Annotated in this window: 26 protein-coding genes; 2 read left to right on the top strand and 24 right to left on the bottom strand. The window is 45.3% G+C overall.

Going from position 1 to position 24,556, the window contains the following annotated elements; translation table 11 throughout:
- The first annotated feature begins 3 nt into the window (after positions 1–3).
- Positions 4–1,548, top strand: a complete 1,545-nt coding sequence (ilvA, locus tag LMH68_RS08055; protein ID WP_102429012.1) for a threonine ammonia-lyase, biosynthetic — start codon at positions 4–6, stop codon at positions 1,546–1,548.
- A gap of 100 nt (positions 1,549–1,648) precedes the next feature.
- On the opposite strand, the gene punR is transcribed toward ilvA, so the two are convergent.
- On the bottom strand, positions 1,649–2,563 hold the full coding sequence (gene punR / locus LMH68_RS08050) for a DNA-binding transcriptional activator PunR (RefSeq protein ID WP_017067697.1): 915 nt from the start codon (positions 2,561–2,563) through the stop codon (positions 1,649–1,651).
- 163 nt (positions 2,564–2,726) lie between these two features.
- Here punR and punC point away from each other — a divergent pair, with 163 nt between their 5' ends.
- On the top strand, positions 2,727–3,938 hold the full coding sequence (gene punC, locus LMH68_RS08045; protein WP_017063021.1) for a purine nucleoside transporter PunC: 1,212 nt from the start codon (positions 2,727–2,729) through the stop codon (positions 3,936–3,938).
- 124 nt (positions 3,939–4,062) lie between these two features.
- Here the strand turns inward: punC and glmU are convergent, their stop codons facing one another.
- From glmU to LMH68_RS07930, 23 genes are all read right to left on the bottom strand, one after another.
- Entirely contained in the window at positions 4,063–5,424 is a 1,362-nt protein-coding gene (gene glmU / locus LMH68_RS08040; RefSeq protein WP_229648149.1) for a bifunctional UDP-N-acetylglucosamine diphosphorylase/glucosamine-1-phosphate N-acetyltransferase GlmU, read from the bottom strand.
- Positions 5,425–5,606: 182 nt separating this feature from the next.
- Positions 5,607–6,029, bottom strand: coding sequence for a F0F1 ATP synthase subunit epsilon (locus LMH68_RS08035; protein ID WP_017058791.1), 423 nt, complete (start codon positions 6,027–6,029; stop codon positions 5,607–5,609).
- Between the two features lie 18 nt (positions 6,030–6,047).
- On the bottom strand, positions 6,048–7,451 hold the full coding sequence (gene atpD, locus LMH68_RS08030; protein WP_017058792.1) for a F0F1 ATP synthase subunit beta: 1,404 nt from the start codon (positions 7,449–7,451) through the stop codon (positions 6,048–6,050).
- A 34-nt stretch (positions 7,452–7,485) separates the two neighbouring features.
- Positions 7,486–8,352: a F0F1 ATP synthase subunit gamma gene (gene atpG, locus LMH68_RS08025; protein WP_017058793.1), complete on the bottom strand. Its 867-nt coding sequence runs from the start codon at positions 8,350–8,352 to the stop codon at positions 7,486–7,488.
- Between the two features lie 48 nt (positions 8,353–8,400).
- Complete coding sequence (gene atpA / locus LMH68_RS08020; RefSeq protein WP_004735737.1) at positions 8,401–9,942, bottom strand: F0F1 ATP synthase subunit alpha; 1,542 nt, start codon at positions 9,940–9,942, stop codon at positions 8,401–8,403.
- A gap of 13 nt (positions 9,943–9,955) precedes the next feature.
- A complete protein-coding gene (gene atpH, locus LMH68_RS08015) occupies positions 9,956–10,489 on the bottom strand; it encodes a F0F1 ATP synthase subunit delta (protein ID WP_010433233.1) in 534 nt (177 codons plus the stop codon).
- A gap of 15 nt (positions 10,490–10,504) precedes the next feature.
- On the bottom strand, positions 10,505–10,975 hold the full coding sequence (gene atpF, locus LMH68_RS08010; RefSeq protein ID WP_010433231.1) for a F0F1 ATP synthase subunit B: 471 nt from the start codon (positions 10,973–10,975) through the stop codon (positions 10,505–10,507).
- A 59-nt stretch (positions 10,976–11,034) separates the two neighbouring features.
- Positions 11,035–11,292: a F0F1 ATP synthase subunit C gene (gene atpE, locus LMH68_RS08005; RefSeq protein ID WP_004411110.1), complete on the bottom strand. Its 258-nt coding sequence runs from the start codon at positions 11,290–11,292 to the stop codon at positions 11,035–11,037.
- A gap of 49 nt (positions 11,293–11,341) precedes the next feature.
- Positions 11,342–12,139 (bottom strand): F0F1 ATP synthase subunit A, encoded by a 798-nt coding sequence (atpB, locus tag LMH68_RS08000; protein ID WP_009848124.1) that lies wholly within the window; start codon positions 12,137–12,139, stop codon positions 11,342–11,344.
- 8 nt (positions 12,140–12,147) lie between these two features.
- Positions 12,148–12,537 (bottom strand): F0F1 ATP synthase subunit I, encoded by a 390-nt coding sequence (locus tag LMH68_RS07995; protein ID WP_010433210.1) that lies wholly within the window; start codon positions 12,535–12,537, stop codon positions 12,148–12,150.
- Positions 12,538–12,728: 191 nt separating this feature from the next.
- The gene (locus tag LMH68_RS07990) at positions 12,729–13,610 is read right to left on the bottom strand and encodes a ParB/RepB/Spo0J family partition protein (RefSeq protein ID WP_017063024.1); all 882 of its coding nucleotides are present in this window, start codon (positions 13,608–13,610) and stop codon (positions 12,729–12,731) included.
- 23 nt (positions 13,611–13,633) lie between these two features.
- Entirely contained in the window at positions 13,634–14,407 is a 774-nt protein-coding gene (locus tag LMH68_RS07985; protein WP_029235097.1) for a ParA family protein, read from the bottom strand.
- 14 nt (positions 14,408–14,421) lie between these two features.
- Positions 14,422–15,054 (bottom strand): 16S rRNA (guanine(527)-N(7))-methyltransferase RsmG, encoded by a 633-nt coding sequence (gene rsmG / locus LMH68_RS07980; protein ID WP_017058801.1) that lies wholly within the window; start codon positions 15,052–15,054, stop codon positions 14,422–14,424.
- Positions 15,054–16,949, bottom strand: a complete 1,896-nt coding sequence (gene mnmG / locus LMH68_RS07975; protein WP_017058802.1) for a tRNA uridine-5-carboxymethylaminomethyl(34) synthesis enzyme MnmG — start codon at positions 16,947–16,949, stop codon at positions 15,054–15,056. Before mnmG ends, rsmG begins: the two co-directional genes overlap by 1 nt.
- A 481-nt stretch (positions 16,950–17,430) precedes the next feature.
- Positions 17,431–17,865: an FMN-binding protein MioC gene (mioC, locus tag LMH68_RS07970; RefSeq protein WP_017058804.1), complete on the bottom strand. Its 435-nt coding sequence runs from the start codon at positions 17,863–17,865 to the stop codon at positions 17,431–17,433.
- Positions 17,866–17,915: 50 nt separating this feature from the next.
- Positions 17,916–19,277 carry a tRNA uridine-5-carboxymethylaminomethyl(34) synthesis GTPase MnmE gene (mnmE, locus tag LMH68_RS07965; RefSeq protein WP_029235098.1) on the bottom strand — a complete coding sequence of 454 codons (1,362 nt, stop codon included), beginning with the start codon at positions 19,275–19,277 and terminating at the stop codon, positions 17,916–17,918.
- 130 nt (positions 19,278–19,407) lie between these two features.
- Positions 19,408–21,030, bottom strand: a complete 1,623-nt coding sequence (gene yidC / locus LMH68_RS07960) for a membrane protein insertase YidC (RefSeq protein WP_017058806.1) — start codon at positions 21,028–21,030, stop codon at positions 19,408–19,410.
- A 2-nt stretch (positions 21,031–21,032) separates the two neighbouring features.
- Positions 21,033–21,290, bottom strand: a complete 258-nt coding sequence (gene yidD, locus LMH68_RS07955; RefSeq protein WP_004735802.1) for a membrane protein insertion efficiency factor YidD — start codon at positions 21,288–21,290, stop codon at positions 21,033–21,035.
- Positions 21,257–21,580, bottom strand: coding sequence for a ribonuclease P protein component (rnpA, locus tag LMH68_RS07950; RefSeq protein ID WP_017055478.1), 324 nt, complete (start codon positions 21,578–21,580; stop codon positions 21,257–21,259). Before rnpA ends, yidD begins: the two co-directional genes overlap by 34 nt.
- A 45-nt stretch (positions 21,581–21,625) precedes the next feature.
- Positions 21,626–21,760 (bottom strand): 50S ribosomal protein L34, encoded by a 135-nt coding sequence (gene rpmH / locus LMH68_RS07945; protein ID WP_004735800.1) that lies wholly within the window; start codon positions 21,758–21,760, stop codon positions 21,626–21,628.
- A 206-nt stretch (positions 21,761–21,966) separates the two neighbouring features.
- Positions 21,967–22,704, bottom strand: a complete 738-nt coding sequence (locus LMH68_RS07940) for an amino acid ABC transporter ATP-binding protein (protein ID WP_017058807.1) — start codon at positions 22,702–22,704, stop codon at positions 21,967–21,969.
- Positions 22,701–23,372 (bottom strand): amino acid ABC transporter permease, encoded by a 672-nt coding sequence (locus LMH68_RS07935; RefSeq protein WP_009848134.1) that lies wholly within the window; start codon positions 23,370–23,372, stop codon positions 22,701–22,703. The genes LMH68_RS07940 and LMH68_RS07935 overlap by 4 nt, the downstream gene beginning before the upstream one ends.
- Positions 23,373–23,507: 135 nt before the next feature.
- Positions 23,508–24,257 carry an amino acid ABC transporter substrate-binding protein gene (locus LMH68_RS07930; RefSeq protein ID WP_009848135.1) on the bottom strand — a complete coding sequence of 250 codons (750 nt, stop codon included), beginning with the start codon at positions 24,255–24,257 and terminating at the stop codon, positions 23,508–23,510.
- Positions 24,258–24,556 lie beyond the last annotated feature (299 nt).

Genomic DNA, 24,556 nt, shown 5'->3' with positions numbered 1-24,556 from the left:
TCTATGAGTGATGACACGGTCAGTCCCCAAAAACAAACTGGCGCAGATTATCTGCGTCAGATCCTGAGAGCGCCAGTTTACGAAGCCGCAATCGTGACACCTCTGCAAGAGATGCCTCGCTTAAGTGCTCGCATTGGTAATCAGGTTCAGCTAAAGCGTGAAGACCGTCAGCCGGTCCACTCGTTCAAGCTACGTGGTGCCTACAACATGGTATCAAGCCTTTCAGAGCAACAGAAAGCCGCAGGTGTGATTGCAGCATCGGCAGGTAACCATGCTCAAGGTATGGCGCTGTCCGGTTCTAAGCTTGGTATTCAAACCACGATTGTGATGCCAAAAACCACACCAGACATCAAGGTTGATGCGGTACGTGGCTTTGGCGGTAACGTAGTTCTACACGGCAGCAACTTTGATGAAGCTAAAGCTGAAGCAGAACGCCTTTCCGCTGAACATGGCTACACCTTTGTGCCTCCATTCGATCACCCATTGGTGATCGCCGGACAGGGCACCATGGGTATGGAAATGCTTCAGCAAAATGGTCACATGGATTACATCTTTGTGCCTGTCGGTGGTGGTGGTTTGGCTGCGGGTGTTGCCGTGCTAGTTAAGCAATTGATGCCGGAAATAAAAGTCATCGCGGTTGAACCTGAAGATTCATCTTGCTTGAAAGCAGCACTGGATGCCGGTGAGCCAGTAGTACTGGATCAAGTCAGCATGTTTGCCGATGGCGTTGCGGTTAAGCGCATTGGTGAAGAGACATTCCGTCTGTGTCAGCAGTACATCGATGGTCACATTGCCGTGTCTAGCGATGAGATCTGCTCTGCGGTCAAAGACATCTTTGAAGACACTCGTGCGATTGCAGAGCCTTCTGGTGCGCTTGCTCTGGCTGGTTTAAAGAAGTTTGCAGAGCAGAACCAACTGCAAGGCAAACAACTGGCAACTGTACTTTCTGGTGCTAATACCAACTTCCATGGTCTGCGTTATGTCTCTGAACGTTGTGAACTAGGTGAGAAGCGAGAAGGTCTACTTGCGGTTACGATTCCAGAGCGACAAGGAGCATTCCTAGAGTTCTGTAATATTATTGGTGGTCGAGCGGTAACTGAGTTTAACTACCGCCACAACGACGAAAGCCTAGCGAATATCTTCGTTGGTGTACGCCTACAAGGTGGTCAAGAAGAACTCGAACACATCATCAATGACTTACGTGAGGGCGGCTACCCGGTTGTCGATCTCTCTGATGATGAGATGGCAAAACTGCACATTCGTTACATGATTGGTGGCAAACCATCAAAACCATTGAAAGAGCGCCTATACAGCTTCGAGTTTCCTGAATACCCAGGAGCATTGATTAAGTTCCTTGATACCTTAGGTACCCATTGGAATATCAGCCTGTTCAACTACCGTAACCACGGCGCTGATTACGGCCGTGTATTGTGTGGATTCGAACTGGATGATGATGATTTAGCTCAGTTCTCAACACATCTACGAGAGCTTGGCTATCAGTGTAAAGATGAAACCGATAACCCTTCCTACAAGTTCTTCTTGTCATAAGAGTTAACGACCGAATCAAAAAAGAGCGAGTATTTACTCGCTCTTTTTATTGGTGCTGATTCAGCTCAAGCTTGAAAAGGATCTTCTTGTAAACAGATCATTAGATCGCCTTGCGATGATCCAACCAATCTTGGTGAAGTTGCTCACTCGATCCTAGGTACTTCACCATCCATTCGATCAGTTTATGGTTATCGTCTTTTCGCCATACCAAACAACAATGACTCTGCGGACTCGGTTCAGGCAGTATTTTCTCCACCAGCAGGCCTTGTTCGATAATTGGCGCGGCAATGTGCCTTGGCATATAACCCACTCCTACTCCATTTTTAAGACACTCTATGGCGCTATACCAGTTGGGTAACAACAGGCGTCTTTGACTTGAGTAGTGACCTGTGTGTCGCTTGGGGAGCACACTAGAGGTATCGTCCAAACATATCGCGGGATACTGGCTAACAAATTCTTCGTTGAGGTTTTGCTCTCGCACACACGGGTGACTTGGCGACATTACAAACGCCCAATCTAGGCGTCCCATATCTTTAACCTCAAAGTCGCCACCGACCGGTATCGCTGAGGTTGCGCCAATCACAATATCCGCTCTGCCCTGTGCAATCGCTTCCCAAGAGCCATTAAACACCTCCATGTTGATCTGAAGCTCTGCAAACTCAAAGGTTTGGTAGAACTCTTCAATCATCGGCTTCATTTTGTCGAGCTTAACCACGTTATCGAGCGTTAGGCGCAAGGTTTTCTTCCAGCCACGCGCCGCTCGGCGAGTCTGAGCACTGACCTCTTCCATCTGCCTCAGTAACGCACGTGCCTCTTCAATGAACAATTCACCTGCCGGTGTCAGCTCTACTTTTCTTGGTAAACGTCTGAAAAGTAGAACATCCAGTTCTTGCTCAACCTGCCTAACACCGTAGCTGATCGCCGATGGTACTTTGTGCAATTGTTCTGCCGCCGCAGTAAAACTGCCTAAGCGAGCAACCGTATCGAGCATTTCTAAAGAGGATTTAGAGAACATAAGCCTTCAAATTTTTTGATTGATAACCACATATTTTAGCGTTTTATTTTATCAGGTCTGAAAAATAGAATGTCAGCATAAATAAACAGGGGCTTTCACTTCTGTATATCAAACAATTTTTTTGATGATAAAAACATCACTACCTTTAGCTTAATGGCATCTTATGAATATTTCTAAATTTCAATTGGTCTACCTTGCAGTTCTTTCAATGCTTGGCTTTATTGCGACCGATATGTACCTTCCTGCATTTAAGGCAATGGAAGTTGATTTCGCAACCGGCCCAGAGCAGATTGCTCTGTCTCTAACGGTATTCCTTGGTGGTATGGCAATGGGTCAGCTTCTTTGGGGTCTGGCGAGTGACAAGTATGGTCACCGTAATACGCTGGCGGTTGGTCTTGTTATCTTTACTGCAGCTTCATTCGGCTTAGCATTCAGCACCGAGGTATGGCACCTACTGACACTACGATTCATTCAAGCGATCGGCGTATGTGCTCCTGCGGTAATCTGGCAAGCAATGGTTATCAAGCGTTACTCGCAAAGCAGTAGCCAGCAAATTTTTGCAACCATCATGCCTTTGGTTGCGCTATCTCCTGCACTAGCACCTCAGCTAGGTGTGTTACTGGCGGATAGCTTTGGCTGGCACAGTATCTTCATCACGTTGACCTTGATGGGTGCACTGCTAGTGGCGACAACAATGGCTCAACCAAAAGAAGCGCCTGAAGTAAAACAGACATCGATTAAGACAGACATCAAGATGTTGCTTAAATCAAAGCCTTACATGGGTAATGTTTTAATGTTTGCATCAGCATCTGCCGCGTTCTTCGCTTACCTAACGGGTATGCCAGAGATCATGGCTCAGCTAGGTTATGAAGCAAAAGACATCGGTTTGAGCTTCATCCCACAGACAATCGCGTTCATGGCGGGTGGTTACTTCGGTAAGCAAGCGGTGAAGAAATATGGCGATGGTGTTGTACTAAGAAATCTTATCGGTTTGTTCAGCGTAGCAGCGATGCTTATCTTTATTGCATCACAATGGGAACTGACGTCAATCTGGCCTCTACTAGCACCTTTCTGTTTGATTGCTGTCGCAAACGGTGCTCTTTACCCAATCGTAGTAAACCGTGCCCTATCAAGCGCTAAACAAAGCCCAGCAACAGCTGCTGGCCTACAAAACAGCCTGCAAATCAGTATCAGTGGCCTATCAAGTGCATTGGTCGCGGCAATGGCTAGCCAAGCACTAAGCGCGACGGGTATTGCCGTTGTGATCTGTTTGGGTGCGTTGTGGGTTGGCTATATTGTTTCGAACAAAGAGCTTTCTGAACACTTCGCGACACCTGACAACTCTCGAGTAGTCGCTGACGAGAAACAAGACTAGTTTCTAAGTTAACGAAAACAAAAAAGAGCGAGATTACTCGCTCTTTTTTTATATCTAGATAAATAAGAAAAAGCCAGTAGCGGTACTACTGACTTTCATTTAAATCATCTTATTTATTAAGAGACTACTTTTTCTTAGTCGGACGCTGCCAGTCAGCAATCTTACGTTCTTTCGCACGGCTGATAACCAGCTCATTTTCAGAAACATCGCGTGTTACGGTAGAGCCAGCTCCAACGGTAGCACCATTACCAATCGTAACAGGCGCGATTAATTGGCTGTCTGAACCAACGAATACGTCATCACCAATAATGGTCTTAAACTTATTCGCCCCATCGTAGTTACAAGTAATTGCACCCGCACCCACGTTTACGCGCTGACCAATTTCAGCATCCCCAAGATAAGTCAGGTGGTTGGCTTTAGAGCCTTCGCCAAGGCGAGTGTTCTTCACTTCAACAAAGTTACCGACGTGCGAATCGTTACGCATGTCTGCACCAGGGCGTAGGCGAGTAAATGGACCAACCGTACAGTCTTCACCAACAGTCGCTCCTTCGATTACGCTGTATGGACGAATAACTGTGTTGTCATCGATCTCACAGTCTTTCAGCACGCAGCCAGTGCCGATAACCACTTTATCGCCAATGCTTACGCTGCCTTCGATGATAACGTTAGTATCAATCTCAACGTCCATACCGCACTGCAGTTCACCACGCAGATCAAAGCGGCTTGGGTCGCGTAGCATCACGCCTTGCTTCAATAGCTTATCGGCTTGCGTAGCTTGGTAAGCGCGCTCTAGGCGAGCCAGTTGCGAACGATCGTTAACGCCTTCCACTTCAATTGGGCTTACTGGGTGTACCGCTTCAACTGCACGACCTTCGTCGTGAGCCGCAGCGATAACGTCAGTCAGGTAATATTCACCCTGTGCGTTGTCGTTGCTTAGACCTGACAACCAGCGCTTCAGATCGCCACCAGTCGCCACCATAACGCCGGTATTGATCTCTTTGATAAGCTTCTGCTCATCCGTTGCATCTTTCTGTTCAACGATAGCCACAACAGGGCCATTACGACGAATAATACGTCCGTAGCCCATCGGGTTGTCTAACACGACAGTAAGTAGCGCGATGCCACCGTTTGGTTGAGCGTCTAATAGGTTTTCAATGGTTTCAGGTGAGATCAGTGGAACATCACCGTATAGCACCAATACTTTTTCATCATCAGCGAAATGTGCAGATGCTTGATCCACAGCGTGACCCGTACCCAGCTGCTCAGCTTGCAGTGCCCAGTTTACAGATTCTTCAGCTAGAGTAGCCTTCATCTGATCACCACCGTGGCCGTAAACCAGGTTGATGTTTTGAGCGCCTAAACCATTACATGTATCGATAACATGCTTCACCATTGGCTTACCCGCAAGTGTGTGCAGAACCTTTGGTGTGTTTGAATACATGCGAGTGCCTTTGCCCGCCGCGAGAATTACCGCGCTAAACTTCATTGTAAACCTATCCAACGTTATTTTTATTAAGCCGATATTGTAACCGTTTTTGGGCAAAAAATTAAATCGCAATAACCATTTAACCAGTAGTGATACGTAAAAGAAGCATTTTTGAGAATCTAAAAATGCAAAAAGGCGACCCTTAGGTCGCCTTTATCTCAGAGTCTGTAATCTTAAAAAGATTAACGACGCTGTTTTGTCAGTTCGATAACTCGTAACTGAGCAATGGCTTTAGCCAGTTCACCGGCCGCTTGTGCGAAGTCTATGTCGCCATGCTGATTTTGGATATTCTCCACAGCCTTGCGCTTAGCTTCTTCCGCCTTTGCTGCGTCTAGCTCTTCACCACGGATAGCTGTATCAGCCAGTACAGTTGCTGTACCAGGCTGAACTTCTACCATACCACCAGAAACATAAATGATTTCTTCGTGGCCGTGCTGCTTAACAATACGCACCATGCCAGGCTTGATAGCGGTCAGCAGTGGACAGTGACCATGGAAAATACCAAGTTCACCCTCACTACCGGTCACCTGAAACGTCTCAACAAGGCCTGAGAAAATTTGTTTCTCTGCACTTACAACGTCTAGGTGAAAGGTTATTGCTGCCATATCGCCTCCTAGTTAGCCTTATAGCTTCTTAGCATTCTCGATAGCTTCGTCAATTGCACCACAGTACATGAACGCTTGCTCTGGAATGTCATCGTATTCACCAGATAGAAGACCTTGGAAGCCACGTAGAGTCTCTTTAAGAGGTACGTAAATGCCTGGGTCACCTGTAAATACTTCCGCTACGTGGTAAGGCTGAGTTAGGAACTTCTCAATCTTACGAGCACGAGATACAACTTGCTTATCTTCTTCAGATAGCTCGTCCATACCTAGGATAGCAATGATATCTTTCAGCTCTTTATAGCGCTGAAGAGTAGACTGAACGCCACGAGCGATGTCGTAGTGCTCTTGTCCAACTACCAATGGATCCAGTTGACGTGAAGTAGAATCTAGCGGGTCGATCGCAGGGTATAGACCCATAGATGCGATGTTACGGTTAAGTACAACCGTTGCATCCAAGTGAGCGAACGTTGTTGCTGGAGACGGGTCAGTCAAGTCATCCGCAGGTACGTATACCGCCTGTACAGACGTGATAGAACCAGCTTTAGTTGACGTGATACGCTCTTGTAGAACACCCATTTCTTCAGCCAGTGTAGGTTGGTAACCTACCGCAGAAGGCATACGACCTAGAAGTGCTGATACTTCAGTACCTGCTAGTGTGTAACGGTAGATGTTATCAACGAACAGTAGAACGTCACGACCTTCGTCACGGAAGCGCTCTGCCATTGTTAGGCCAGTCAGGGCAACACGTAGACGGTTACCTGGTGGCTCGTTCATCTGACCGTAAACCATCGCTACTTTTGATTCTTCAGGTTTTTCGATGTTTACAACACCTGCTTCCTGCATCTCAAAGTAGAAATCGTTACCTTCACGAGTACGCTCACCTACACCTGCAAATACAGATAGGCCTGAGTGTTGAAGTGCGATGTTGTTGATAAGTTCCATCATGTTAACGGTCTTACCTACACCAGCACCACCGAATAGACCGATTTTACCACCCTTAGCGAATGGACAAATCAAGTCGATTACTTTAACACCAGTTTCTAGAAGAGCTGTCTCGTTAGACTGCTCTTCATAGCTTGGAGCTTCACGGTGAATGGCGTAATGCTCTTCAGCACCAATCTCGCCACACTCATCAATCGCGTCACCTAGGACATTCATGATACGACCCAATGTCTTAGTACCTACTGGTACTGAGATTGGAGCGCCAGTATTTTCAACTGTCAAACCACGACGTAAACCATCAGAGCTACCCATTACGATTGCGCGAACTACGCCACCGCCAAGTTGTTGCTGAACTTCAAGAACTAGACGTTCTTGTACTTCATTAACATTCAGAGCGTCGTATACACGAGGTACTTCACCCTGTGGGAACTCTACGTCGACTACCGCACCGATGATCTGTACGATCTTACCTGTAGCCATCGTTAATCCTCTAACTATTTAGTTTTACCTAAGCTTAAACCGCAGCTGCGCCTGAAACGATCTCAGAAAGTTCTTGTGTAATTGCCGCTTGACGCGCTTTGTTGTACACAAGTTCTAAGTCATCAATAATGTCACCAGCGTTATCTGTTGCTGATTTCATAGCAATCATTCGAGCCGCTTGCTCACAAGCAAGGTTCTCGACCACACCTTGATATACTTGAGATTCGACGTAGCGAACCAGTAGTGCATCTAGTAGTGGTTTTGGCTCAGGCTCATAAATGTAGTCCCAAGCATGATCGCGTTTCATGTCTTCGCTGTCTGATTTAGGCAAAGGAAGTAATTGATCGATCGTTGGTTCTTGTACCATAGTGTTTTCAAACTTGTTGAACACTACGAACAGGCGATCCAATTCGCCTTCATCATATTTCTTCAGCATAACGCTTACAGAGCCAATCAAGTCTTCAAGGCTTGGGCGATCGCCCAGACCAGAAACTTGAGCTGCTACTTTCGCGCCGCTGTTGTTGAAAAATGCTGTCGCTTTTGAACCTACAATTGCAAGTTCTACATCAGCACCTTTCTCAGACCAATCTTTCATGTCGTTCATAGCTTTTTTGAACAAGTTAATGTTCAAACCACCACAAAGACCACGGTCTGTAGAAACGATGATGTAACCAACACGTTTGGCTTCACGTTCCTCAAGATAAGGATGCTTATACTCGAGGCTACCATTAGCCAAATGACCGATCACTTTACGCATTGTTTCTGCATATGGACGAGTAGCTTCCATTGCGTCTTGAGAACGACGCATTTTCGAAGCTGCTACCATTTCCATTGCTTTCGTAATCTTCTGTGTGCTTTTAACACTACCGATTTTATTACGTATCTCTTTTGCGCCGGCCATCGTTACTCTCCGTTAATGGTATGAGGTGGCCCTAAGACCACCTACCAATTACCAGGTCTGGGTTGCCTTGAAATCGTCAACAAGCTTCTTCAGCTCAGCTTCGATTTCTTTGTTGAAAGCACCCGTTGCGTCGATCTGTGTTGCTAGATCAGCGTATTGACCACGAGCAAACGACAGTAAAGCAGCTTCAAAATCTAGAACTTTTGACAGTTCTACGTCTTGAAGGTATCCACGCTCTGCAGCGAAGATTACTAGAGCTTGGTCAAATACAGACATAGGAGCATATTGTTTCTGCTTCATCAGTTCTGTAACTTTTTGACCGTGGTCTAGTTGCTTTTTGGTCGCTTCATCAAGATCCGATGAGAACTGTGCAAATGCTGCTAGTTCACGGTATTGAGCTAGAGCAGTACGGATACCGCCAGATAGCTTCTTGATGATTTTAGTCTGCGCCGAACCACCTACACGAGAAACTGAGATACCAGGGTCAACAGCTGGACGTACGCCCGCGTTGAATAGTTCAGTTTGTAGGAAGATCTGACCATCAGTAATCGAGATTACGTTTGTTGGTACGAATGCAGATACGTCACCAGCTTGCGTTTCGATGATAGGAAGAGCAGTTAAAGAACCAGTCTTGCCTGTCACTTCACCGTTAGTGAACTTTTCTACGTATGCTTCGCTTACACGAGCAGCACGCTCTAGTAGACGAGAGTGAAGGTAGAAAACATCACCAGGGAACGCTTCACGGCCAGGTGGACGCTTAAGTAGTAGTGAAATTTGACGGTAAGCTACCGCTTGCTTAGATAGATCATCATAAACAATCAGTGCATCTTCGCCGCGATCACGGAAGTATTCACCCATCGCACAACCAGCATACGGTGCAAGGTATTGCAGCGCAGCAGATTCAGAAGCAGATGCAACAACAACAACAGTGTTAGCCAGTGCGCCGTGCTCTTCTAGTTTGCGAACTACGTTAGCAATAGTCGACGCTTTTTGGCCGATAGCTACGTAGATAGAGAAAATACCAGAGTCTTTCTGGTTGATAATCGCATCGATCGCCATTGCTGTTTTACCAGTCTGACGGTCACCGATTACTAGTTCACGTTGACCACGACCGATAGGGATCATTGAGTCAACAGACTTGTAACCAGTTTGAACAGGTTGATCTACCGATTTACGGTCGATTACACCTGGTGCGATAATTTCTACAGGCGAAGTCAATTTAGCTTCGATTGGACCTTTACCATCAATTGGCTCACCTAGCGTGTTTACAACACGACCAAGCATTTCAGGACCTACTGGTACTTCTAGAATACGACCAGTACCTGTAACTTTCATGCCTTCCTGTAGGTCAGCATACGGGCCCATTACAACAGCACCAACCGAATCACGGTTCAAGTTCAGTGCTAGAGCGTAACGGCCACCCGGTAGTTCGATCATTTCACCTTGCATCACGTCCGCTAGGCCGTGGATGCTAAGGATGCCATCGCTTACAGAAACGATAGTACCTTCATTGCGAGCTTCACTAACAACGTCGAAAGATTCAATACGTTGTTTAATTAGATCGCTAATTTCAGTGGAATTAAGTTGCATGCTCCAATCCCCATTAAGACTGCAATGCATCGCTCAGGCGGTCTAAACGACTGCGCGCTGAGTTATCGATGACTAGGTCTCCGGCTCGAATAATAACTCCACTAAGTAGAGTCTCATCTATACTGCAATTCAGCTGAACTTTGCGCGCAAGGCGCAGTTCCAATTTGCTGATAATGCTTGTGCGTTGTTCTTCAGAAAGTTCAACAGCTGAAGTAACTTCAACGTCGATCTCTTTCTCATACTCTTTTTTGAGTATAAAGAACTCTTTACAAACATCAGGAAAAGCCATTAAGCGGCCATTCTCTGCCATCACTTTAATTAAGTTCTGGCCGAATTCATCAAATTGTTCGCCACAAATTACAATGAATACTTCAGCTAATTTTTCAGCAGTCATAGAACCGCTTAATAAATTGTGAACATCATCATTTTGTGCCACTTCGGCAGCAAAAGTAAGCATTTGACCCCATTGGTCTAGCTCACCTTTATCTACCGCAAAGTCAAACGCTGCTTTAGCATAGGGGCGTGCGATTGTAGTCAAATCAGACATATACAGCCCCTTGCTTTAAAGTTTTGCAGTAATGTTGTTAAGAAGATCATCGTGTACATCTTTATCGATTGTACGCTCAAGGATTTTCTCAGCACCAGCTATAGCCAGAGTTGCGACTTGTTTGCGCAGGTCATCACGGGCACGTGTACGCTCTGCTTCAATTTCTGCTTCAGCTTGCGCTAAGATTTTCTGGCGTTCTGCCTGAGCTTCTTCGCGTGCTTCATCAATAATTTGAGCTTTACGTTTGTTTGCCTGATCAATAACCTCAGTTGCAGTGCGCTTTGCTTCTTTCATTTGCTCAGAAGCGTTGGCTTGTGCCAGGTTCAAGTCTTTAGCAGCGCGTTCAGCGGCTACAAGACCGTCAGCAATTTTTTTCTGACGTTCTTCAATTGCTTGCATGATTGGTGGCCATACATATTTCATGCAGAACCAAACAAACAGTGAAAAAGCAATTGCTTGACCTAGCAGAGTTGCGTTCATATTCACAACAGCTACCCCTCGTTAAGAATCAACTACAAAAATTTAATTAACTATTAAAGAGTTAATTAGCCTGCTAGTTGACCAACAAATGGGTTAGCAAACGTGAATAGTAGTGCGATTACGATACCGATCATTGGAACAGCATCCAGTAGACCAGCGATGATGAACATCTTAACTTGTAGCATTGGAGCCATTTCAGGTTGACGCGCAGCGCCTTCTAGGAATTTACCACCAAGAATAGCAAAACCAATTGCAGTACCTACGGCACAAAGACCAACAATAATAGCAACAGCGATTGCTGAAAAACTTAGTACAGTTTCCATTTACGTTCTCCGATTAACATTAATAGTTAGAATAAAGCTTAAAAATTTTTTAGTGATCACTATCTTCATGAGCCATTGATAAGTAAACGATTGTCAACATCATGAAAACAAACGCTTGAATCAATATAACTAAGATATGGAAGATAGCCCAAGGTAGTGCACCTACCCATTGTAAGTACCACGGTAGCATTGCCGCGATAAGAATAAACACCACCTCACCCGCAAACATATTACCAAATAAACGCATACCTAGAGATAGTGGCTTCGCTAATAACGAAATTACCTCAAGTACCAAGTTAAATGGGATCATGATTGGGTGATTAAATGGATGCAGTGCCAATTCTTTAGCAAATCCGCCTAGGCCTTTCACTTTGATGCTGTAGTAGATCATCAGAGCAAAAACACCCAAAGCCATTGCCATGGTTATATTTACATCAGCTGTAGGAACCACTTTCAAGTAAGGGATACCTAGCCAATGCTCTGCAGGATATGGTAAGAAATCGATAGGCACTAAGTCCATCAAGTTCATAATGATAATCCAGCAGAATATAGTCAGTGCTAGTGGGGCAATCAGAGGGTTGCGACCATGGAAAGTTTCTTTAACGTTGTCGCCAACGAATTCCACTACCATTTCAACAAAACACTGAAGCTTACCAGGTACACCTACTGTTGCTTTCTTAGCGACTGAGCGAAAAACCCAAAGGAATAACATCCCTGTCAACACCGAAAAAAACAGACTGTCTATATGTACGTTCCAGAAACTTGTCTCCTCTACAAGACCAAACTTAGCTAAAGAAAGGTTTTGTAAATGGTGTTCAATGTATCCGGATGCTGTTGGCGCAGCCATAACTCATCCTATTTTTTATTGTTAATGAAAAGCACTGGCGCAAAGATATTAATACCTAGAACCAGTAAATAGGTCAGTTTGAGGGGAATTAATTCCACCTGCATATACATGTAGACAATAGAGAATAGTAGAACTGTGATAAGGATCTTTAGTGCTTCACCTGCATAGAACGACGCCGCAACTAACTTAGTTGCGCGAGCTCCACAAAATAGGAAAGCACACACACAAAAAACCACATTCGCGATGACAAAAATACCGCCACCAACCAATGCAGCAAAACCCCAATCAGGATTAACAGCTAAACCTAACCCTATCGCCACTAATATAACCGCGCTAAGCTCGATCAATAACATTTGCTTTGCAAGCACTCGTCCTGGTCTTGCTAACGCCGCTACCATGTATTCGTTCCTCTTTAAGCCCACTTTACCACTCGCTTAAAAGCGTGCTGAGAAATTGGCGAAAATTATACGTTCAGCCAAATTGATTGCAATAAGAATGCAGCAATCATTTACATTTCTGTATACAAACCGACAACTTTTGTAAGAAATTACTTGTTTATTACATAATTGACCTAAATCAATTATCTCATTTAGTACTCTAGTTTAGCAATAAGTTGCTCTAATTTGTGAGGCTCATCAAGAGTAATTGTCACTTTTGACTTACCGCTAACAGAACGAGTAACTGAAACGTTTGCTTGCAATTTTTCCGTGAGTCTTCGTGAAAGTTCGATGGCCTCAGTGTCTTCGGGCTTCGATTCCGCTTCAACGTCTGGTTTTAAGCACTTTTTGACAAGTTGCTCAGTTTGACGCACGGTCATTTTTTTGGTTGCTGCAGTATTCGCTGCCTCAACCTGGGTAACACCTTCAAGCGCAAGCAGTGCTCTAGCATGCCCCATTTCTAGTTGTTTACTGGAAACTAAACCTTTTACTTCATTTTCGAGCTGATTTAGACGTAATAAGTTACTAACGGTAGCTCTGGATTTACCAATCACATCGGCGACCTGCTGATGTGTCAGTGAAAACTCGTTCTGCAAGCGCTCTAGCGCTTGTGATTCTTCGATAACATTCAGATCTTCACGTTGAATGTTCTCGATCAATGCCATCGCAATCGCGGCCTTGTCTTCTACTCTCTTGATCAAGCATGGAACTTGTTTAAGACCAGCTTGACGAGCCGCTCTCCAACGACGTTCACCAGCAATAATCTCAAATTGGTCGTGCGCTAAAGGGCGTACAACGATCGGTTGGATAATGCCTTGAGATTGTATAGATGCCGCTAACTCTTCTAGCGCTTCCGGCGCAATATCCTTACGCGGTTGATATACACCTGGCTTTAAGCAACCGACAGCAAGTTCGATGAGCTCACCATCAGCCGATAACGCTTGACTATGAGAAGCAACTTGCTGTTTTTCACGAGCCAATGAGCTAGTTGCAAGCAATGCATCTAGCCCTTTTCCTAAACCACGCTTAGACATTGAGCGAATTCCTTTGGTTGGACCTATACTGGGACTTCTTCACGACGCAACATTTCGCCAGCAAGAGCAAGGTAAGCCTTAGCTCCTGCGGAATATTTGTCGTAGTACATTGCTGGCTTGCCGTGACTCGGGGCTTCTGCCAGACGCACATTTCTAGGGATCACAGTTCGGTAGACTTTGCTACCAAAGTGTTTTTTGAGTTGATCAGATACTTCGTTCGATAAGCGGTTGCGAGGATCGTACATAGTACGCAGAAGACCTTCGATCTTCAGGTTCTCGTTTACAACAGCCGCTAGCTTACTGATGGTATCCATCAATGCAGTCAAACCTTCCAAAGCAAAGTATTCACATTGCATAGGAACCAATACGGAGTCGGCCGCAGCCATCGCGTTGATTGTAAGAAGGTTTAATGAGGGAGGGCAATCAATAAAGATAAAATCATAGTTATTGCGAATGGGTTCGAGTGCATTTTTTAAACGAACTTCACGAGCAAACACTTCCATCAGCTTGATTTCTGCCGCAGTAACATCACCGTTCGCGGCGATGAGGTCATAATTGCCAGATGTACTCCGGCAAACCACCTCATCAAATGGGGTGTCTTCAACCAACAAATCGTAAGCTGTTGCTTCAACTTGATACTTGTCGACACCGCTCGCCATAGTGGCATTACCTTGAGGATCGAGGTCAACAACCAATATCTTGCGTTTTGTTGCCGCCATTGATGCTGCTAAATTAATGCAAGTTGTTGTTTTTCCTACGCCACCCTTCTGGTTGGCAATTGCTACGATTCTACCCACTATGGCCTCGCTGATTATCCCTGACGCGATAAAGTAACTAGATGACGCTCTCCATCAAGCTCTGGCACTTGCAAAGCTTTAATGTCTGTCACTGAACACCATTCAGGTAACAGGTCGATTTCGTCTCTAGGATGTTGTCCCTTAAGAGCCAAAAATACACCGGATTGCTCTTTAGGTAAATGGTGACACCACTCTACCATGTCTGTCATTGACGCAAATGCACGACTGAGCACTGCATCAAACTTTTCTTCTGGTTGAAATTCTTCAACGCGACTTTGAACCGGTACCACGTTGTCGATACCCAGCTCATGAATCACCTGTTTGATAAAACGAATACGCTTACCTAGGCTGTCTAGCAAGTAAAACTCGCAGTCTGGATTCATGATTGAGAGCGGAATCCCAGGAAGACCAGGTCCCGTACCCACATCGATAAAGCGCTTACCTTGTAAGTGAGTGCTAACAATGATGCTATCTAAGATATGTTTCACCATCATTTCTTGTGGGTCACGAACTGATGTTAGGTTATAAGCTTTGTTCCACTTGTTCAGTAACTCAACGTAGCCAACCAACTGGCCACGTTGTTTTTCAGATACTTCAAGTTCAGTCTGGCCAATAAGGTGATCCAGTTTTTCGCGTAATGCGCTCATTATGCTTCCTCACCTTTTTTCAACAGGCCGTGTTTTTTCAAGTAAACCAACAGAATTGAGATTGCTGCAGGTGTGATACCTGAAATTCGCGAAGCAATACCAATTGAGTCAGGCTTAGCTGTCGTTAGTTTAAGAACCACTTCGTTAGAAAGTCCTTTTACCTTGCTGTAATCGATATCAGCAGGCAGTTTGGTGTTTTCATGACGCAGTGATTTTTCAATTTCGTCTTGTTGACGCTGAATGTAACCATCGTACTTCACTTGGATCTCAACTTGCTCAGACGCTTGTTGATCTTCCAGTGCAGGACCAAAACGATCCAATGCGGTTAACTGTGAATAAGTCATTTCAGGGCGACGAAGAAGATCTTCACCGCTCGCTTCACGAGACATTGGTGTTTTCAGAATTTGGTTCAGTTGATCAATATCTTCAGATTTTGGATTAATCCAAGTCTCTTTCAGACGTTGACGCTCCTTCTCCATGTTTTCCATCTTCTCGTTGAAACGAGCCCAACGAGCGTCATCAACAAGGCCAAGTTCACGCGACTTTTCAGTCAAGCGGATATCGGCGTTGTCTTCACGAAGCAGCAGACGGTATTCCGCGCGAGACGTAAACATGCGGTAAGGTTCTTTGGTACCCATGGTAGATAGGTCGTCGATAAGCACGCCCATGTAAGCTTGGTCACGACGTGGACTCCAGCCTTCTTTGCCTTGAGTAAACAAACTTGCATTCAGACCGGCCATCAAGCCTTGTGCAGCCGCTTCTTCATAGCCAGTGGTACCGTTGATTTGACCCGCAAAGAATAGACCTTTGATAAACTTAGTTTCGTAAGTCAGCTTAAGGTCGCGAGGATCAAAGAAATCGTACTCAATCGCATAGCCAGGGCGAACGATATGAGCATTTTCAAAGCCCTTCATCGAACGAACAATTTGAACCTGTACATCAAACGGCAGACTGGTAGAGATACCATTCGGGTATAGCTCGTGAGTCGTTAGACCTTCTGGCTCAATAAAAATTTGGTGACTGTTCTTGTCAGCAAAACGCATTACTTTGTCTTCAATCGAAGGGCAGTAACGAGGGCCAATGCCTTCAATCACACCCGCGTACATAGGGCTGCGATCAAGGTTGGCACGAATTACGTCATGCGTATTTTCATTGGTATGCGTGATGTAACATGGAATTTGACGAGGTTGTTGAGCTCGGCTGCCCATGAACGAGAAAACAGGCGTCGGGTTATCACCGTGCTGAACCTCAAGCTCAGAAAAATCAACGCTACGCGCATCGATACGAGGAGGAGTACCTGTTTTCAGGCGATCAACTCGGAATGGAAGATCACGAAGACGGTCAGCCAGTGCGATCGATGGTGGATCACCAGCACGGCCACCTGAAGAACTTTCCATACCAATATGGATCTTGCCGCCTAGGAATGTGCCCACAGTCAGAACCACAGCGCTTGCGCGGAACTTAAGGCCCATCTGCGTTACCACACCTACCACTTGATCCTGTTCAACGATCAAGTCATCAACCGACTGTTGGAACAAAGTCAGGTTTGGCGTGTTTTCAAGAACGTTACGAACAAAGGCTTTGTACAGTGCGCGGTCAGCTTGTGCACGAGTAGCACGAACCGCAGGGCCTTTTGATGCGTTCAATGTTCTGAACTGAATACCTGCATGATCAATAGCTTGCGCCATTAATCCACCCATTGCATCGACCTCTTTTACCAAGTGGCCCTTACCGATCCCGCCAATGGCTGGGTTACAAGACATTTGTCCTAGTGTATCGATATTATGAGTAAGTAATAACGTACTTTGACCAGTACGTGCAGATGCGAGTGCGGCTTCCGTTCCTGCATGGCCACCACCAACAACGATGACGTCAAATTTTTCGTGATAAAGCATGAACCGACCTCAGGTATTCAAACGTTTTCTAGATTGATAAAAAGGAGCGATATTCTACCTGTTTTCATAGCCTGAGAAAACGTTTTTGGGATTTTTCGAAAAAGCTGTTTTTAATTAATATAGATAAGATCTTTAAGGAGATCTTTTATTAGATCTATTATTAGGATCGAGGGTATCTGTGGATAAGTCGGAAATGATCAACGAGATCATGGATCTTTTTTGGATCAAATGATGTGATCTAACTTTGATCAGGATGAGGATTAGCTGGGATCAAAATGGCTACTTATTCACAGGGGGAAATTAGCCTAAAACTTGTTATTTGGATAACTATAGGTTAATCACCGTATATGTATGATCTTATCCACAGCAGAAATTGAAAATAGATCGCTAATTTTCGATGTTTTTGAAAAAAGTTATTCACAATCACGATGTTCAGAGACAAAAAAAGCGGCATAAGCCGCTTTTTGAGAGAGGAGAGAGGTTAAAACTGGTCGCTATGATCGTTGAACCAAGCTTCTGCTGCGTCTTCTGGTACCGGAGTTTCCAATACATCGATGGTAAAACAGTCAGAAATAGGCTGAGCACCGAGCTCTTTCATCTGGCTGTGGACTGATTTTCCCGCCAAACAGAAGGTATCGTAACTCGAATCACCAAGCGCCACGACAGCAAAGCGAACCGGGCTTAAATCTGGAGATTGCTGGGTCAATGCGTCGATAAACGGCTTAATATTATCTGGAAATTCACCCGCACCATGAGTTGAAGTCACCAGCAACCAAAAGCCTTGTTGGGGAATATCATCGAATTCAGGCTGATTATGAAGGGTGATCTCGTGGCCTTGCTCTTCAAGAAGATCATTAAGGTGATCGCCAACGTACTCTGCACCACCTAAGGTGCTGCCTGTAATAATGTGGATCATTAAGCTGTCCTTACTAAAGAAAAAGGCCAGCATGAGCCGGCCTTTAAAGGTTATTTACCAATACAGAAAGAGGTGAAGATACGGCCGAGTAGGTCATCGGAACTGAATTCACCAGTAATCTCGTTAAGGTGTTGCTGCGTTATACGCAGTTCTTCTGCCAAGATTTCCCCTGCCATATAGCCTTCGAGCTGTTGCTGGCCAATATCTAGATGCTCAGATGCGCGTTCTAGGGCATCTAAGTGGCGACGACGTGCCATGAAGCCACCTTCATTGCCACCAGCAAAGCCCATGCAATCTTTTAAGTGATTACGTAGTGCATCAACGCCTTGTCCCGTCTTTGCTGATAGTCGAATCAGAGTTGGATCATTAACATGGCAAATCCCGAGATCTTCACCGGTTTGATCGGCTTTGTTACGAATCACGGTCATTCCGATGTTATTCGGCAGACGATCAACGAAATCTGGCCAGATATCTTTCGGGTCGGTTGCATCGGTAGTGGTGCCATCGACCATAAATAAAACGCGATCGGCTTGAGCAATTTCTTCCCAAGCGCGTTCAATACCGATTTTTTCGACTTCATCCGAGGCTTCACGCAGGCCTGCGGTATCAATAATGTGCAGTGGCATACCATCAATATGGATATGTTCACGAAGTACATCACGGGTTGTACCTGCAATATCAGTCACAATCGCGGAGTCTTTACCCGATAATGCATTCAGTAAGCTCGACTTACCGGCATTAGGACGACCTGCAATCACCACCTTCATACCTTCACGCATGATGGCACCTTGATTGGCTTCTTGGCGAACCGCTTCGAGGTTGTCGATGATAGCTTGTAAGTCAGCACTTACTTTACCGTCAGCAAGGAAATCAATCTCTTCTTCTGGGAAGTCGATAGCGGCTTCAACATAGATGCGTAAGTGAATCAGAGAGTCCACCAGCGTATTAATGCGTTTCGAGAACTCACCTTGCAACGATTGCAGAGCTGATTTCGCCGCTTCTTCTGAACTGGCATCAATGAGGTCAGCAATCGCTTCTGCTTGGGTTAAATCCATCTTGTCGTTCAAGAAGGCACGCTCCGAGAACTCACCAGGGCGTGCTGCGCGTAGCCCTGGAATCGCGAGGATGCGCTTGATGAGCATATCCATTACCACAGGGCCACCGTGGCCTTGTAGCTCTAATACGTCTTCACCGGTAAACGAGTGCGGGTTAGGAAAGTAAAGCGCGATGCCTTGGTCTAGCTCTAAACCATCGTGAGATTTAAAAGGGGTGTACTCAGCGTAACGTGGTTTCAGTACTTTGCCGGTAACTTCAAGCGCAACTTGGGCTGCTTGTGGGCCTGAAACGCGAATAATACCGACGCCGCCACGGCCGGGTGCAGTCGCTTGAGCAACAATCGTATCTGTAGTCATAGTTGTGCCTGCTAGCATGTGAAAGCCAAAAAGGGGCGCTCACGATTAATCAATTAGCTGAATTGTAATCAGCTAAAAACAAAAAGGCGACCTTTTGGTCGCCTTTCTTTGTCTCTTTCTATTATCGAACTTACTTAGAATGTAAGCCTTTCTTTTCCAGCGCGCGGTAGATAAGCGTTTGCTGAATCAGAGTTACGATGTTCGATACTAGCCAGTATAGAACCAGACCTGAAGGGAAGAACAGGAAGAAGAATGTGAACATAACCGGCATAAAGGTCATGATCTTCTGCTGCATTGGATCCGTTACAGTTGTCGGGCTCATCTTCTGGATTAGGAACATTGAAGCACCCATCAGAAGTGGCAAGATGTAGTATGGGTCTTGTGCTGAAAGGTCAGTAATCCAACCGAAGAACGGTGAGTGACGCAGTTCAACAGACTCCATTAGTGCCCAGTATAGCGAAATGAAGATAGGCATTTGCAGAAGGATAGGTAAACAGCCACCTAGTGGGTTTACTTTCTCTTTCTTGTAAAGCTCCATCATTTCTTGGCTCATGCGTTGACGGTCGTCGCCGATACGCTCACGCATTGCAGTCAGCTTAGGCTGAAGCATACGCATTTTCGCCATAGACGTGTATTGAGCTTTCGTTAGTGGGTACATAGCACCACGAACGATGAAAGTTAGACAGATGATTGCCAGACCCCAGTTCACAACGATGCCTTGAATGAACGAAAGCAGAGTATGAAGTGGTTTAGCAATGAACCATAACCAACCGTAGTCAACTACTAGGTCTAGGTTAGGTGCAACAGCAGCCATTTGGTCTTGAAGTTTAGGACCAACCCAAAGCGTTGCTTTGAAGTTTGCTTCGTCGCCAGTAGCGATGGTTTTGTTCGGCATGCGAACACCGATGTCGCCAAGGTTACCAATTACACGAGTGTAAAGGTTGCTGCCTGCTTCGTCGCGTGGGATCCATGCACTTGCAAAGTAGTGCTGAATCATCGCTGCCCAACCTTGACCGTTTGCTAGGTTAAGAGACAGGTTGCGATCTTGCATGTCGTCGAAGCTGTATTTTTTGTAACGCGTATCTTCCGTAGAGTAAGCACCACCACGGTAAGTTGGCATTGTTAGGCTACCGCCGTCATCCATTACGTTCTGACGCAGGTGAGCGTACATGCCGAATGTCGCGTTGTTACCAGAGTTGTTGACTACATCGTATTCAACATCCATTGCGTAGCTGCCACGCTTAAGGATGAATGTTTTCGTGTAATCAAGGCCGTTCGCTTGGTAAGTCATCGGGATGCGTAGTTCATCCTGACCATCAGCAAGCGTGAAGCTGTCTGCTGAAACTGTGTAGCTTGGGCGGTTTGTGCTGCTTAAATCGATACCTTGAGGACCCACTAGACCGCTTTGTGCGATAAATTGGTGACCGGGTTCGTTTTTAAGAAGAACAAACGTATCTTCAGAATCGAACTCAGCAGAGTAATCGTTTAGGTTTGCTTTAACGACATCACCACCAACCGTATCAATTGACAGAGTCAGTACATCAGTTGTTACTGTGATAGTTTTAGCAGAAGAAGCAACTTGACCAGGAGCCGGGTCTAGATCATCTGCATAAGATGGCGCTGGTAGGGTGCTGCCAGATTGTGCCTGCTCAACCGCTTGTGGTGCTGGATTCTGAGCTACGTTCCATTGTTGGAACAGTAGGAAAGAAACCAAAGCCAATGCGATTAACAGGATATTACGTTGAGAATCCATCGTTATTTATCTCTGTCTTGTTTTTGGACTGGTGGAACGGGGTCAAAGCCCCCTTCGTTCAAAGGATGGCATTTTAATAGACGTTTGCCTGATAACCAACACCCTTTTACAAAACCGTGAGCTTTCAACGCTTCTATCGCATATAAAGAGCAGGTTGGAGTAAATCGGCAGCGTGGGCCGATGAGTGGACTAATAAACCATCTATAAAAATAGATGGGTATTAGCGCTATCCACGCGAAGGGCGAGACAGGCGAAGCCATAATTTGTCGAGTAGCTTGAACATTTCTTCATTGCTTAAATCTTGCGCGCTCTTCTTAGCGATTACAACAAAATCTTTGTTAGGAAGTTTGTGTTGAGTGTTACGAAAGCTTTCACGAGTAAGACGCTTGAATCGGTTACGACCCACGGCGGTTTTAATCTGCTTTTTCGGAACGGCTAATCCAAGACGAGGATTTGAAAGAGAGTTATTTCGGGCAATGATGGTGAAATGAGGGGAGCCAGCTCGATGAGCTTGCTTGAAGACATTTTGATAATGTTCGGGAGTTAACAAGCGTAACTCCCGACCGAAGGCTAGCTTATTCAAAATAATCAAAGATTACTTAGAAAGACGCTTACGGCCTTTTGCACGACGTGCATTGATTGTTGCGCGACCGTTCTTAGTAGCCATGCGAGCACGGAAACCGTGAGTACGCTTACGCTTTAGAACTGTAGGTTGAAAAGTGCGTTTCATTGTAATTACCTTACTGATCAGTAGTTTTAGGTTTTTGTTAAACCCGGCGTGGGCATTTTTTCTCTTCTTTATATAAGAAAGGAAAACCGACGCCTCTCAACAAAGAGGCGGAATTGTAATCACTGTCACAAAAAGTGTCAATGATTGGGTTAACTAAAATTCCGGTCGGGGGATTATACGTAGAATAACTAAAATCACAAGGATCCTTAGTCGATCCCAACCTTATTTAAGAATTTTTTTAATTTAGGATCCTGTGGATTACCAAAAATATCCTGTGGAGATCCCTGCTCGATAATATGACCGTCAGCCATGAAGATCACTCGGTCTGCGACCTCTCTCGCGAACTGCATTTCATGGGTAACCACCAGCATGGTTTGATGCTGATTTGCCAGTTTTTTCATTAGGTTAAGCACTTCGCCAACCCACTCAGGATCGAGCGCTGAAGTCGGCTCATCAAACAGTAAAAGCTCGGGTTGTAGTGCCATTGCACGGCCAATACCCACCCGTTGTTGCTGGCCACCAGAGAGCGCGGCTGGGTAGCTATCACCTTTGTCACCTAAGCCAATATCATCAAGTATTTGTTGTGCTTTTTCATGGGCTTGCTGTTTTTTCCAACCACGAACGGTAATTAAACCTTCAGCAATATTCTGTCTCGCGGTTTGGTGAGCGAACAGTGCATAGTTTTGGAACACAAAACCGGTCTTACGACGCAGTGCAAGCACCTCTGCCTTAGTGTGTTTCTGAGTATCAACCTTGATATCATCAATCGAAATCGTGCCTTGATCGGCTTGCTCTAGAAAATTCACACAACGCAGTAGGGTAGATTTACCCGTACCACTTGAACCTATGATGACAATTATCTCACCTTGTTTGATTTCTAGGTCGATCCCTTTCAAAACTTCGGTGTCACCAAACTGCTTGTGGATATTTTGTAATTTGATCATCGTACATACGCCTTATTCAGTTTCACTTCGGCCCAAATTTGAATACGAGTGAGGATAACCACCACGCCCCAGTAAATCAGTGCGACTGCTAAGAAAGCCTCGAAGAAGCGGAAACTTGAAGAAGCCTCCATCTGAGCTTTAGCCATGATTTCGGCGACACCTAGGGTGAAGGCAAGTGAAGTCGACTTGATCATATCGATGAAGTAGTTCATCAACGACGGCAGTGCCACGCGAGTTGCTTGCGGTAAGATCACTCGGCGCATCGCTTGGCTGGTTGTCATACCGACCGAAAGGCTGGCTTCCATCTGGCTGCGATCAATACCGATAATCGCGGCACGAATACTTTCTGCCATATACGCGGCAAAGTGCAGGGTTAAGCCAATCACAGCGGCGCTGAAGGCATCCAACCCAACCATCCACGGGAAGACTTGTGGTAAGCCGTAATAAAGGAGGAACAGCTGCACCAACAGTGGTGTGCCTCGGAAGAAGCTAATGTACAGCTGGCTCAGTTGGTCGAGCACTGGGATTTTGAATACACGAATATTCGCCAGTATCAGAGACAGGATCAGAGCAAAGAACAAGCCCCAGGTCGCCATCTCCATCGTGGTGCCTAAATACTTCAGTAGTATTGGCAACAGCTCTAGCATGTAATTAAAGTCAAATCCCATAATCTATCTCGTATTTTTATTGGCAGTGTTGTTCTATATGTAAGTACTGTTGTATCAGGTTTTTTAATCAGTGCACAAAAGCAAAAAGCCCACCGCTGTATAAAGCAGTGGGCCTTGAATGGAGAAAGTGATTAATTACTTCTGAGTAATGTCCGCACCAAACCATTTCTGAGAGATACTTTCTAGCGTACCATCTGCGCGCATTGCTGCTAATGCTTCATTTACTTCTGCTTGCAGTTTTTTGCCGTTATCGTTGTCGACGAAAGGCCAAGCGTTTTCAATTGTTTCGAATGGCTGACCTGCTAGTTGTAATGGTAGACCAGTCTTCTTGATAAGCTCTAGTGCTGATAGGCGATCCATTACGAATGCATCGGCACGACCCAGTGCCACGTCATGTTCAATACCTGTATCGTAGGTTTTTACATTGATCTTGCCATCTTTGTCGTAGCTGCGAAGCAGTTGTTCAAAGTTTGAGCCTAGGTTTACCGCAACCGTCTTGCCATCAAGGTCTTCGATGCCTTTAATGCTGTCATTACCTTTACGAACGGTAATTTGTGCGCCGTCTACTACGTATGGGTCTGCGAATAGGTATTTCGCTTTACGTGCATCCGTCATTGTAATTTGGTTTGAAATGGTATCGATGCGACCCGTTTCAAGAAGACCAAACAGACCAGAGAAGTTTGCCGTTACGTATTCAACCTTGTAATCGTTACGCTTACCGATCTCATCCCATAAATCCACTTCAAAACCCTGTAGCTGGTCTTGTTTAACGAACGTAAACGGGAAATAGCGACCAGACATGCCGACTTTAACTTCAGTCGCAGCTTGAACAGTAGCAGCAGAGAGTGCGATAGCCGCAATTGCAGCCTTAATCCAGTTATTCATTTGGTAACTCCTTATATTTATGGGTTTGGATGTTACTGGGAAAATGCTCACTAGAATAAATAACCAGATGTTATTAACCATAACCAGATTGAATTCCCGATTTGGGGATAACTAGCAAGGATCCGGGCATAAGTGGATCATTGTGTGAGTAAATTAGGGGCAAGATGTGTGGATCCACCGATAAATTACAAATTTATTGTGAATAACTTGGATCTTATTCACTGGATCTGTGATCAATTGCTGGTGATCTGACTTATCAACAGGTAAAATTAGCGGTCATTTCATATTACTTTAAATAG

Origin of the sequence: Vibrio sp. F13 (genome assembly GCF_020806305.2) — a bacterium.
Classification (GTDB): domain Bacteria; phylum Pseudomonadota; class Gammaproteobacteria; order Enterobacterales; family Vibrionaceae; genus Vibrio; species Vibrio crassostreae_C.
The sequence above is the reverse complement of the archived record's forward strand: the minus strand, read 5'-3'. Positions and strand labels throughout refer to the sequence as shown.